This window comes from Brevundimonas sp. FV1ps31S (assembly GCF_058681265.1).
This window is the reverse complement of the sequence record NZ_CM178735.1, coordinates 940356-952872: the sequence shown is the minus strand read 5'-3', so window position 1 is coordinate 952872 and position 12517 is coordinate 940356. Positions and strand designations below refer to the sequence as shown.

General features: G+C 60.9%; 8 protein-coding genes, 3 tRNA genes and 3 rRNA genes. 3 read left to right on the top strand and 11 right to left on the bottom strand.

Annotated elements, in window-relative coordinates; genetic code table 11:
• Positions 1-218: 218 nt before the first annotated feature.
• From ACVPT3_RS04425 to ACVPT3_RS04385, 9 genes are all read right to left on the bottom strand, one after another.
• Positions 219-485, bottom strand: a complete 267-nt coding sequence (locus ACVPT3_RS04425) for a hypothetical protein (RefSeq protein ID WP_492042984.1) — start codon at positions 483-485, stop codon at positions 219-221.
• Between the two features lie 238 nt (positions 486-723).
• Positions 724-800, bottom strand: a tRNA-Met gene (locus ACVPT3_RS04420).
• 90 nt (positions 801-890) lie between these two features.
• Positions 891-1005: ribosomal RNA gene (gene rrf, locus ACVPT3_RS04415) — 5S ribosomal RNA — on the bottom strand.
• A gap of 87 nt (positions 1006-1092) precedes the next feature.
• Positions 1093-3873, bottom strand: a 23S ribosomal RNA gene (locus tag ACVPT3_RS04410).
• 200 nt (positions 3874-4073) lie between these two features.
• Positions 4074-4149 (bottom strand) — tRNA-Ala (locus ACVPT3_RS04405).
• Between the two features lie 88 nt (positions 4150-4237).
• Positions 4238-4314, bottom strand: a tRNA-Ile gene (locus ACVPT3_RS04400).
• Positions 4315-4493: 179 nt separating this feature from the next.
• Positions 4494-5954: ribosomal RNA gene (locus ACVPT3_RS04395) — 16S ribosomal RNA — on the bottom strand.
• Together the 16S, 23S and 5S rRNA genes with 3 tRNA genes alongside form the textbook arrangement of a ribosomal RNA operon.
• Positions 5955-6587: 633 nt before the next feature.
• Positions 6588-7016 (bottom strand): CBS domain-containing protein, encoded by a 429-nt coding sequence (locus ACVPT3_RS04390; protein ID WP_492042983.1) that lies wholly within the window; start codon positions 7014-7016, stop codon positions 6588-6590.
• Between the two features lie 93 nt (positions 7017-7109).
• On the bottom strand, positions 7110-7826 hold the full coding sequence (locus ACVPT3_RS04385; protein ID WP_492042982.1) for a rhomboid family intramembrane serine protease: 717 nt from the start codon (positions 7824-7826) through the stop codon (positions 7110-7112).
• Positions 7827-7944: 118 nt separating this feature from the next.
• On the opposite strand from ACVPT3_RS04385, the gene hfaA reads away from it, so the two are divergent.
• The 3 genes from hfaA to hfaD are packed head-to-tail and all read left to right on the top strand — an operon-like array spanning position 7945 to position 10593.
• Positions 7945-8394 carry a holdfast anchoring protein HfaA gene (gene hfaA / locus ACVPT3_RS04380; RefSeq protein ID WP_492042981.1) on the top strand — a complete coding sequence of 150 codons (450 nt, stop codon included), beginning with the start codon at positions 7945-7947 and terminating at the stop codon, positions 8392-8394.
• Entirely contained in the window at positions 8391-9407 is a 1017-nt protein-coding gene (gene hfaB / locus ACVPT3_RS04375; protein WP_492042980.1) for a holdfast anchoring protein HfaB, read from the top strand. The genes hfaA and hfaB overlap by 4 nt, the downstream gene beginning before the upstream one ends.
• Positions 9334-10593 carry a holdfast anchor protein HfaD gene (hfaD, locus tag ACVPT3_RS04370; RefSeq protein ID WP_492042979.1) on the top strand — a complete coding sequence of 420 codons (1260 nt, stop codon included), beginning with the start codon at positions 9334-9336 and terminating at the stop codon, positions 10591-10593. Before hfaB ends, hfaD begins: the two co-directional genes overlap by 74 nt.
• Positions 10594-10628: 35 nt before the next feature.
• Here hfaD and ACVPT3_RS04365 read toward each other — a convergent pair whose 3' ends face one another.
• Positions 10629-11834, bottom strand: coding sequence for an ABC transporter permease (locus ACVPT3_RS04365; protein WP_492043788.1), 1206 nt, complete (start codon positions 11832-11834; stop codon positions 10629-10631).
• Between the two features lie 2 nt (positions 11835-11836).
• Entirely contained in the window at positions 11837-12517 is a 681-nt protein-coding gene (locus tag ACVPT3_RS04360; protein ID WP_492042978.1) for an ABC transporter ATP-binding protein, read from the bottom strand.

Below are 12517 nucleotides of genomic sequence, written 5' to 3'. Positions count from 1 at the left end.
GTTGACCGCCGATATCGAACGCTGTCGCTTTTTATCAGATGGCGTATCCATCGCGTCGTCCCAAGTCAGGCTGGCAATCTGAGCTGTGGGCTAATTATGACGGGCAGTTCCAAATCCAGCAAAGTCGACGTTGCGCCGATAGTCCAACCACCGCTTGTGCCGCTTCAGCGACATCGCTCAACCACTTCTCGTGAGTAACACTCACGGGTGAAGCTGCGTCACCCGCGATGGGCCTCTGCGGCGCCCGCGATCATAGCCTCTAACAGTTCGTCGACCGCCTCTTTAAGAGCGTGGGGTTCGGCGTTTGGAAAGTACTGAGCGGCTGCCTCATGCCAGGCGCACCGAAGTTCGGGCTCAGAGTCCTCCATCGTGAGCTGATCGAGGTGCGTCACGCCTCTAGCAATGAGGCGCTGTTTCGCGATCTCACCTGCGGAGGTGGCGAGCGCCTCCAAGACTTCGTCTGAGTTGGAGCTCGTTTCGATCATCTCGCCACCCTCGCCTGCAAGCTAGGCGATACTTGCCACGGTTGTCCACGCCGAACGATGCAAGGCAACGACTCGGGATTCTGCGTGTAATCCTCTCGCGCCGCAAAACGTGATTGAGCCCCCTCCCCGCCGGGGTTTGCGGTCCTGCCGCTTCCACGTGGCTTCCACGTGTGGATCTGGGGCGCGAAATTTGGTCAAAGAAAAACCCGCTATCCTGTTGGAATAGCGGGCTAAATCTTGGGTGCGGGAGTAGGATTTGAACCTACGACCTTCAGGTTATGAGCCTGACGAGCTACCGGGCTGCTCCATCCCGCGGCAAACGGTAGTTTTTCGTGAGGAAGAACGGTTCGAGAAGACCGCTGATTGCGGTGATTTGGTTTTCATCATCGGCTGTCCGCCTTGTAGACCCGGCGGCGACCTACTCTCCCGCGCCTTGAGACGAAGTACCATTGGCTCTGGAGGGCTTAACGACCGAGTTCGGAATGGGATCGGGTGGGGAACCTCCGACATAGCCACCAGGTCAACAAGGCGGACAGCGGATGATGAGAAGACATTGTCTGAGATTGCTTCGGTCAAGGAGCAATCATCGAATGAGTTTTGCTGAGAAACGATCAAACCGATCGGATTATTAGTACCAGTAAGCTTCATGGGTCGCCCCACTTCCACACCTGGCCTATCAACGTGGTAGTCTTCCACGATCCTCAGCGAAGCCTTGTTTTGAGGTTAGTTTCCCGCTTAGATGCTTTCAGCGGTTATCTATTCCATACTTAGCTACCCTGCTGCACAGCTGGCGCCATGACAGGTACACCAGAGGTATGTCCATCCCGGTCCTCTCGTACTAGGGACAGATCCTCTCAAGCTTCGAACACCCACGGCAGATAGGGACCAAACTGTCTCACGACGTTCTGAACCCAGCTCACGTACCACTTTAAATGGCGAACAGCCATACCCTTGGGACCTGCTCCAGCCCCAGGATGTGATGAGCCGACATCGAGGTGCCAAACTTTGCCGTCGATATGGACTCTTGGGCAAAATCAGCCTGTTATCCCTAGAGTACCTTTTATCCGTTGAGCGATGGCCCTTCCACTCGGGACCACCGGATCACTATGGCCGACTTTCGTCTCTGCTCGACTTGTCAGTCTCGCAGTCAGGCGAGCTTATGCCATTGCACTCGACGAGCGATTTCCGACCGCTCTGAGCTCACCATCGCGCGCCTCCGTTACACTTTAGGAGGCGACCGCCCCAGTCAAACTACCCACCACGCCATGTCCCGGGACCGGATAACGGCCCTCGGTTAGACGTCAACGACAGTAAGGGTGGTATTTCAAGGACGACTCCACCAGAGCTGGCGCCCCGGTTTCATAGTCTCCCACCTATCCTACACATACGGTCGCTAACGCCAAGGCGAAGCTATAGTAAAGGTTCATAGGGTCTTTCCGTCTGACCGCGGGAACCCCGCATCTTCACGGGGAATTCAATTTCACTGAGCCTGTGCTGGAGACAGTGGGGAAGTCGTTACGCCATTCGTGCAGGTCGGAACTTACCCGACAAGGAATTTCGCTACCTTAGGACCGTTATAGTTACGGCCGCCGTTTACCTGGGCTTCAGTTCGTCGCTTTCACAACTCCCTTTAACCTTCAGGCACCGGGCAGGCGTCAGACCCTATACGTCGCATTGCTGCTTCGCAGAGCCCTGTGTTTTTGCTAAACAGTCGCTACCCCCTGGCTTGTGCCACTCAGTCCTGGTTGCCCAGGGTGAGTCACGCTTATTCCGAAGTTACGCGTGCAATTTGCCGAGTTCCTTCAGCACAGTTCTCTCAAACGCCTTGGTATGCTCTACCTGACCACCTGTGTCGGTTTCGGGTACGGTCTCTGCTGGAGTTATTTCCTGGGACAACGCCCCCGCACACACAATCCAATAAGTGGGTACGAGTTAAGCCATCCGTCACTTCCAGCTGGTGCAGGAATATTTACCTGCTTCCCATCGACTACGCTTTTCAGCCTCGCCTTAGGGGCCGACTAACCCTGCGCAGATTAGCTTTACGCAGGAACCCTTGGTCTTTCGGCGAGAGTGTCTCTCACACTCTTATCGTTACTCATGTCAGCATTCTCACTTCCGATACCTCCAGCCAGGCTCACGCCTGACCTTCACCGGCCTACGGAACGCTCCGCTACCGCTTGCAGTAAACTGCAAACCCATATCTTCGGCGCACGGCTTGAGCCCCGTTACATTTTCCGCGCAGGATCGCTTGATCAGTGAGCTGTTACGCTTTCTTTAAAGGATGGCTGCTTCTAAGCCAACCTCCTGATTGTCAAAGCAATCCCACATCGTTTCCCACTTAGCCGTGACTTGGGGGCCTTAGATGATGGTTAGGGTTGTTTCCCTTTTCACGACGGACGTTAGCACCCGCCGTGTGTCTGCCCGATAGTTCTCTTGGGTATTCGGAGTTTGGTTAGTATTGGTACCGCTCGCGCAGCCCGCAACCATCCAGTGCTCTACCCCCCAAGGAATTCGTCGGACGCTCTACCTAAATAGATTTCGCGGAGAACCAGCTATGTCCAGGTTTGATTGGCCTTTCACCCCTATCCACAAGTCATCCCAGAATTTTTCAACATTCACGGGTTCGGTCCTCCAGTTGGTGTTACCCAACCTTCAACCTGCTCATGGATAGATCACCTGGTTTCGGGTCGTCATACGTCGAACTTAGCGCCCTATTCAGACTCGCTTTCGCTGCGCCTACACCTAACGGCTTAAGCTTGCTCGACACATGAAGTCGCTGACCCATTATACAAAAGGTACGCCGTCACCCCGCTTGGGGGCTCCGACTGCTTGTAGGCTTCCGATTTCAGGATCTGTTTCACTCCCCTTGTCGGGGTGCTTTTCACCTTTCCCTCACGGTACTTGTTCACTATCGGTCGTAGAGGAGTACTTAGGCTTGGAGGGTGGTCCCCCCATGTTCAGACAGGATTTCACGTGTCCCGCCCTACTCGAGTCTCTTGCTATTTGATGACTACGGGGCTTTCACCCACTATGGCCGACCTTTCCAGATCGTTCGTCTTTATTTCACAAGAGCACTGGCCTGGTCCCGGTTCGCTCGCCACTACTACGGGAGTCTCGGTTGATGTCCTTTCCTCCGGGTACTGAGATGTTTCAGTTCCCCGGGTTCGCTTAATGAAGCCTATGTATTCAGCTCATTATACCTTTAAACAATCCGCCAATCGCTGTTCCCGAAGAAACAGAGTTGGAAGACTGTAAAGGTGGGTTTCCCCATTCGGAAATAACCGGATCAAAGGGTGCTAGCGCCTCCCCGGTTCTTATCGCAGCTTGCCACGTCCTTCATCGCCTCTCTACGCCAAGGCATCCGTCAGAAGCCCTTCAACGTTTGATCGTTTCTCAGCAAAACTCATGCTTGGTTTATTCCGCCCGACTGGAAAGTTGCCGGGGGACCAAGCCTGATTTTTGTCAGACAATGTCTTCTTCTCGAACAAGACCTACAAGCTCAGGGGAGCCGGTCACGTTCTTCCTTCACGATTTCAATGCACGCCAGCCTTACGGCCAACGGCAAACTCGAATGCGATCACAAGGTCCTGGTGGAGCCAGACGGAGTCGAACCGACGACATCCTGCTTGCAAAGCAGGCGCTCTACCAACTGAGCTATGGCCCCATTCCAACAGGAACGGTGCAAAGCCCAGGAGAGCTGTCATACGATACTGCCTGTGGGCTGGAGGCCAACCCCAGCAACCAGCATGAGCTGGTAGGCCCGGGCAGACTCGAACTGCCGACCTTACGCTTATCAGGCGTACGCTCTAACCACCTGAGCTACGGGCCTATGGCAGCGACAGCCGGGCTAAAGGCCCAGGCTCGCGATCGCGTCACCAATACATCAACCCGTATGGTCGATGCGTCGATGACGAAAGTGGAAAGAGAAACGGAGACGGCGGCGTCCCGCAGTTTATTGGAGCCTCAATAGACAGCCTCGTGAGAGACGGCCTGGAGAAGCATCCTTAGAAAGGAGGTGATCCAGCCGCAGGTTCCCCTACGGCTACCTTGTTACGACTTCACCCCAGTCGCTGACCCTACCGTGGTCGCCTGCCCCCTTGCGGTCAGCGCAGCGCCTTCGGGTAGAACCAACTCCCATGGTGTGACGGGCGGTGTGTACAAGGCCCGGGAACGTATTCACCGCGGCATGCTGATCCGCGATTACTAGCGATTCCAACTTCATGCCCTCGAGTTGCAGAGGACAATCCGAACTGAGACGACTTTTAAGGATTAACCCTCTGTAGTCGCCATTGTAGCACGTGTGTAGCCCACCCTGTAAGGGCCATGAGGACTTGACGTCATCCCCACCTTCCTCCGGCTTAGCACCGGCAGTCCCATTAGAGTTCCCAACTAAATGATGGCAACTAATGGCGAGGGTTGCGCTCGTTGCGGGACTTAACCCAACATCTCACGACACGAGCTGACGACAGCCATGCAGCACCTGTGTCCTAGTCCCCGAAGGGAAAGCCAGATCTCTCTGGCGGTCCAGGCATGTCAAAAGGTGGTAAGGTTCTGCGCGTTGCTTCGAATTAAACCACATGCTCCACCGCTTGTGCGGGCCCCCGTCAATTCCTTTGAGTTTTAATCTTGCGACCGTACTCCCCAGGCGGATTGCTTAATGCGTTAGCTGCGTCACCGAAATGCATGCATCCCGACAACTAGCAATCATCGTTTACGGCGTGGACTACCAGGGTATCTAATCCTGTTTGCTCCCCACGCTTTCGAGCCTCAGCGTCAGTAATGAGCCAGTATGTCGCCTTCGCCACTGGTGTTCTTCCGAATATCTACGAATTTCACCTCTACACTCGGAGTTCCACATACCTCTCTCACACTCAAGACACCCAGTATCAAAGGCAATTCCGAGGTTGAGCCCCGGGATTTCACCCCTGACTTAAATGTCCGCCTACGCTCCCTTTACGCCCAGTAATTCCGAGCAACGCTAGCCCCCTTCGTATTACCGCGGCTGCTGGCACGAAGTTAGCCGGGGCTTCTTCTGTAGGTACCGTCATTATCGTCCCTACTGAAAGAATTTTACAATCCTAAGACCTTCATCATTCACGCGGCATGGCTGCGTCAGGCTTTCGCCCATTGCGCAAGATTCCCCACTGCTGCCTCCCGTAGGAGTTTGGGCCGTGTCTCAGTCCCAATGTGGCTGATCATCCTCTCAGACCAGCTACTGATCGTCGCCTTGGTGAGCCTTTACCTCACCAACTAGCTAATCAGACGCGGGCCGCTCTAAAGGCGATAAATCTTTCCCCCGAAGGGCACATTCGGTATTAGCACAAGTTTCCCTGAGTTATTCCGAACCTAAAGGCACGTTCCCACGTGTTACTCACCCGTCCGCCACTAACTCCGAAGAGTTCGTTCGACTTGCATGTGTTAGGCCTGCCGCCAGCGTTCGCTCTGAGCCAGGATCAAACTCTCAGGTTGAGTTGACTTCTGACCTAAGCTTGAAGACACACCGAAGTGCGCCTTGGCATTAGTTCTACGTATTTTATTGACGAGTTCCCACGTCATCGATCCGAAGACCGACGCATGGTATCTTTTCAAAAAGACCGCAGATAGTCAGTGTCGTATGATGACCTCTAGGGTCATCGCTAGAACACCGCCGCCTGCGTTTCTCTTTCCATATCAACAATGTCAAAGACCTAAACCGCATCAGCGGCCCGACTTGTTTAGCGCCTCGTCGTCGGCGGAGGCGGCGATTTAGAGAACCGCGAACCTCGTGTCAACCGCTCTTTTCAGAGATTTTGCAGACCCGAGAGCGAACCCTCAAAACCACAAAAAATCACCGGAGGAAAACGCAGAGGCCTTCCTCTTAACCGTTCGGCGATTCGATTGGAGCGCGGAACCTATTGAAACCAACCCAGGAAAGCAAGAAGTTTCTCAACTCTTTCTTCCCCTCAAAAACCCCGAAACCAAAGCTCCGAAGCCCTCAGGGCCGGCCCGTTTCCGAGCGAGGCGGTCCTATACGTAGGGGCCATTTCGTCTGCAACAGGATTCTGACATTCCCGCGAAGATTCTCGCAGACTCCCGATCCGCGGTCCGCTTCGGGCGCCCCGCTCAGCCCGCCGCTATATAGGTTCTGAGGCTTTCAGCCTCGCGGGCGTGTTCCTGGATCTGGCATTTGACGACGTCGCCAATGGAGATGACGCCGACCAGTCGCCCCGCCTCCATCACCGGCAGATGGCGAATCCTCCGGTCGGTCATGCGCGTCATCAGGGCGGACATGGCCTCCCCCGGTTCGGCGAAGATCACCTTGGCCGTCATATAGTCGCCGACCGGGCGGCCGAGGGCGGTCGGCCCATCGGTCGCCAGGGCCTTGACCACGTCCCGTTCGGAGAACACGCCGACGACGGTATCGCCGTCGCGGACGACCAGGGCCCCCACCCGTTTCAGCTCCAGCTCTGCGCAGGCGTGCGCCACCGTCAGATAGGGCGCGATGGAAAAGACGGCGTTTCCCTTGGTCTTGAGGATCTCGGCGACGAACATCGCGGCTCCTTCTCTATGGTTAAGAGACGACCGCGGGGCCGGGATGGCGACAGGGCCGCTCGAAAACCATGATCGCTCAGGCCGGCGGCGGAATCAAACCCCTGATTCGGATCTGTCCGCAGCCGGACGGAGCGGCCCCTTGCCGAAGGCCCGCGCCAGGGGTCCGATCGCCAGCAGGCCGGCGAGGAAGCCGAAGGCGTGGGCCTCCCAGGCGATGCGGGCGCCGTCCGCCCCGGGCGCATAACCGATCAGGCCGACGACGGCGTTCACCCCCATCCAGGCGATCGAGGCGCTGACCACCCGCCGGTCGAACAGGCCCAGCACCCGGCCCTGGCCGCCCATCAGCCTTGTGGCGCCGCCGATCAGGCCGAAGACCGCGCCGGACGCCCCCCACATCGGCTCGGGCGAACCCCAGTGGACCAGGCCATACCCCAGGGCGGCGGCGACGCCGCACCCTATATAGAAGAGCAGGAAGACGGTCGGCCCGATCCGGTCGCCGAACAGCCGCGCCACCGGCGCGCCGAAGGCCAGGGCCCCGACCGCGTTCATCAGGGCGTGGGGCCAGCTGCCGTGCAGCAACATGGCGGTGAGCAGGCCGCCCCAGCGTCCGTTCTCCAGATCGGCGGGCGCGAACCCCATCCCCGCGCCCATGTCGGGCAGTCGAAGCTGGAAGAAGAAGAGCAACGGCATCGACAGGGCGATCAGCACCGCCGGCAGCGGGGCGTTGAACATCTTCTCGGATGTCGGCTTCCCGGACGTGGGCTTCTCGAATTGGGGCGGGCCGTCGAATCGGCCGTCGGGCTCGGACATGCCCCACCAATGGGCAAGCCCTTCGTCGATCTCAAGCGGTTCTTAATAACCTTAACGCAGTTTAGGCGCGGATCATGATTTCGGTCCGTCGTCGGTCAGCGCGCCAGGAGTCCTTCACATGCCGGTCAAGAGGCGGATCGCCCCCCTGCCGTTCGTGCTCGCGACCCTGGTCGCGGCCGCAGCCCCGACCCTGGCCGCCGCCCAGACCACGGGCTCCGGCGGCGCCGCCCGCTTCCAGCAGGGCTATGGCTCCGCCCGCAGCACGACCGGCGCGGCCACGACCGGCTCGACCCGCGACGCCAACGGCAACCGGCTGATCGTCAACGGCCTGATCCAGTCGGGGGCCTCTTCCTATTCCAGCCAGTCCGGCGGCGTGGCCTCGGCCTATGCCGGCGCGGGCTCTTCCAGCAGCAGCGGCGCGACCATCGGCGGCTCCACCGCCATCGGCAACCAGCTAAACGTCGTGGTCCAGGGCAGCCACAACACCGTCATCGTCAACTCGAAACAGACCAATAACGGCGACATCAACGCCGGCACGGCCCTGAACGGAAACATCACCCTGCCATGAGCCGTCGAACCCTTCTTCGCATCAGCGCCGTCTCCACGGCCGTCGCCGCCCTCCTGGCCGGCTGCGTCAGTCCGTCGGCCGGGCCGTCGGGCCTTTATGCGACCCCGATCGGCAATGCGCCGGTCACCGCCAATCCGACCCCCTATTCGACCGCCCTCTACTGCCTGGCCGACTATGCCCGGCGCTACAACCTGCCGTCGCCGCGCATGGCCGTGGGCCGGATCAGCGACTATACCGGCACGGTCTCCTCCGACGGCGGGCGCCAGATCACCGGCGGGGCCTCGCTGATGGCGACCTCGGCCCTGGCCAAGGCCGGCGCCCAGATCGTCGAACGCTACGACACCTCGGTGTCCGAGCTGGAACTGCGCTACGCCAACAACAAGCTGATCGGCGACCGGCCGGCCGGCGCCCAAGGCCCCGAAGACACCCAGTACCGTCGCATCCTGGCCGGCCAGGTGCCGGGCTCGGACTTCTACATCGTCGGCGGCGTCACCGAGGTGAACTACAATATCCGCTCGGGCGGGTTCGACGCGGGTCAGGGCGAGGTGGATTCGGCGCGTCCCGGCTCGACCCTGCTGACCCACCGCGTCTATGTGATGAACATCGCCATGGACCTTCGCCTGGTCCAGACCACCACCCTCGAGGTGGTCGACGTCGTCTCTTACCAGAAACAGATCATCGGCCGCGAAATCTCCGCCGGCGTGTTCGACTTCCTGGACGGCAATGTCTTCGACATCTCGGCCGGTTCGGGCGGCATGGAGCCCACCCAGCTGGCCGTCCGCGCCCTGGTCGAGCGGGCCACGGTCGAGTTCATGGCCAATCTCTACGGGGCGCCCGGCCCCGAAATCTGCCTCAACGCCGCCAATGATCCCCTTGGCGAGTCCACCGTCGGCCCGACCGGCGGCTATTACCCGGCCTATCCCACCACGGAGACGAACAATGGCCAGACCCGCGCCGATCCGTCTCGCTGGCATGATCGCCGCGACGGCGACGTTCGCCCTAGCCGCTACTGAGGCCTTGGCCCAGGCGACGCCGGTCTGCGACCCGCAGACCGGCTCGACCTGCTCCAGCACCCAGACCCAGACCGGCGAGGTCACGGGCGAGATCGACCTGAACATCTCGGTCGACCAGCTGACGGTGACGAACGCCGCGACCGGCAATTCGCTCTCAGGCGGGATCGAGGACACGTCGGGCGGCCTGTCCTCGCGCCAGACCCTGACGGGTCCGACCCGCGCCAACACGGTCCTGGTCCTGAACGGCGAGTCCGAGCGTTCGGTCGTCTCGACCACCGGGGCGCGCGGCAATCATCTCGGCGTCGCCACCCAGGGCGCGACCTTCGTCGTCGATGCGGTTCAGACCGCGACCGGCGACCGCGTCGAGGCCACGACCGACATCGACGCCCCGACGGCCCATGTCCTCAGCGGCCTGGCCGGCGGCTCGGCGGCCGTGGCCAACAGCGTCGCTCTGGGCGGCCCCTCCTCGTCGATCACCGGCGCGATCGACCAGTCGGCCCGGACCGGCGTCTTTGCCGAGACCCTGGCCGACGTCCAGTATGTCCCCGCCCCGGCCGACCTCTCGTCCGAGGCCGTGGCCAACAGGGTCCAAGCCTCAACGGACGGCGCCTCGCACCAGGATCTGACGATCCGCCAGACCAACGCCCCCTCGACGGTCGAGGCCCGCACCGACGTCTATATCGACAACGCCTGGAACCTGGCCGCCCGCGCCAACGCCGGCGCCAACCAGACCGTCCTGTACAACGCCGGCGGCTCGCTGGTCGCCGCCACCGACCAGACCAACCAGGGCCGGGTCCGCGCCGTCTCCCGGGCCCGCACCAATCTGCAGGGCCAGACCGTCGTCTCGGCCCGCGCCGTCGCCAATGAGGTGATCGCCGGCAACAACGACATCTATCTGGAGCTGGACAACATCCAGCTGAACACCGGCGGGGTCGAGGCCGCCGCGACCTATACGGGCGTCAACGGCTATGACGCCTATGTCGGCGCCGAGGCGGTCGGCAACAGCGTCACTGGTTACGCCTGCTCCCAGTGCGGCGGCGAGGTCAACATCACCAACAGCCAGACCAACGACGGAAACGTCACCGCCACGACGAACGCCACCATAGGCTCCGGCCGCACGGCCGTGGTGGGGGCGACTGCTGTGGGGAACAGCGCCACCTTCTATGTGAGCCGTCCGGGCGGGTGAAGCGGGACCGTGCCGGGAGAATTGGGATAGGGGCGCTATTCTCGCCGGATCGCCACGATCGGCGGAAGGGCGGCTGCCGCCCGAGCCGGAGCCAGGCCGGCGATCATGCCGACACTGACCGAAACAAGAATCGCAACGACCACAGCCAAGGGCGAAGGCCAGGCTTGCCAACCCGACACGGCCGAGATCGCGCCGGCGGCGGCGATTCCCACCGTTACGCCGATCAACCCGCCGATCAGGCACAGAAGCGCCGCCTCGGTGAGAAATTGGTCCAGAATGTTACGAGGCGTTGCGCCGACGGCCAGACGCAACCCGATTTCCGACGTGCGCTCCCGCACCGCCACCAGCATGATGTTCATGACCCCGATAGCGCCCACAAACAGGCTGATCGAGGCGATGGCGATGAGCCCCGCCTGCAAGGCGGTGACGACGCCCTCGGCTTGACGCGCGAACTCAGCAGAGGTGGAGATTCGTAGCGGCAATTCTTCGCCCGGACTGAGACGCCGCGAGACACGAAGACCAGCGGCGAGATCAGCCGCGACATCCTCGCCGTCGCTGCCCGGATTGATTCCGACCATGATGGACGTCAACTCGCCCGGTCGCGAGGCCGCGCCGGGGATGCGCTGACGCATTGTGGACACCGGGATGATGACAGTTCCGCCGCCTGCGCCCGGCGGAGCCTTGATGACGCCGATCACGGTGAATGGCCGTCCGGCGATGGAGATCTGCCCCCCAGCGCGCGAAGACCGCGACAGATCGGACGCGACGAGCGTGTCGATGACGGCCACCATTCGCGCCGCATCGACATCGTCGCTGCTGAGCAAGCGTCCACTGTCGGGCGTAAGTGCTGCAATGGTCGCATAGGCGACGTCGGCTCCGACCACATCGACCGTGCTCGAAGCCCCGCCGTTCTGCGCCAAAGCCCGGCTTCGGAGTTGCCCGGAGGCGTCGAACGCATCCCCGCCCAGGGCGGCTGCGATGCGAAGATCGCCCACGCCCAAACGGGCGTCGCGTGGACGGATAGCTGTCGCGGCGTCGCCGGGCAGAAGAAATACGGTATTGGCGCGCAGGGCGCTGACGCCTGACGAGATCTGCGCCTTCAAGCCCGCGCCGATCGCGGTCATCATGATGACCGAGGCAATGCCGATCGCGATGCCTGATGTCGCCAGGATCGAACGGCTGCGATGCGTGGAAAGCGCATCCCAAGACACGCCAAGATTCCACGCCAGGCGCTCGAACATGGTCAAGGTCGGCGCTCCCCTAGATGTCCGTCCCGCATTTCCAAAACGCGATCGGCGTAGCTCGCCACCTGGGCGTCATGGGTGACGATCAGCATCGTCGCGCCCTCGTCACAGAGCCTCCGGAGGATCTCCAGCAGGTCTCGCGCCGAGGTCTCGTCCAGCGCTCCAGTCGGCTCGTCCGCCAGGATTATTGCGGGATCCCGCACCAGCGCCCGTGCGATCGCGACCCGCTGCTGCTGGCCGCCGGACAGTTCGGCGGCTGTATGCAGAAGCCGCTCCCCCAGACCGAGACGCTCCAGGGCGGCGACAGCTATGCTGCGGCGCTCCGCCTTGGCTACGCCAGCATAGACCAGGGGCAGCCCCACGTTATCAAGCGCGCTGACGCGCGGCAGTAGACTGAAATGCTGAAAGACGAAGCCGATCTCCGCGCCCCGAATGCGCGCGAGGGTCGCGGGAGCGGCGCCCGTGACATCGCGACCATTGATCGTCAACACGCCACTATCGGGCGTGTCCAAACAGCCGAGAATCTGAAGCAGCGTCGATTTTCCAGACCCTGAACGTCCGACAAGCGCCGTCATAGAACCAGGCTGGAGGCTTAGGTCGACATCGACCACAGCCCGAACCACTTCGGTTCCCCGACGATAAGACTTGGAAATCGAGCGGGCTTCCAAAGCGCACGACAT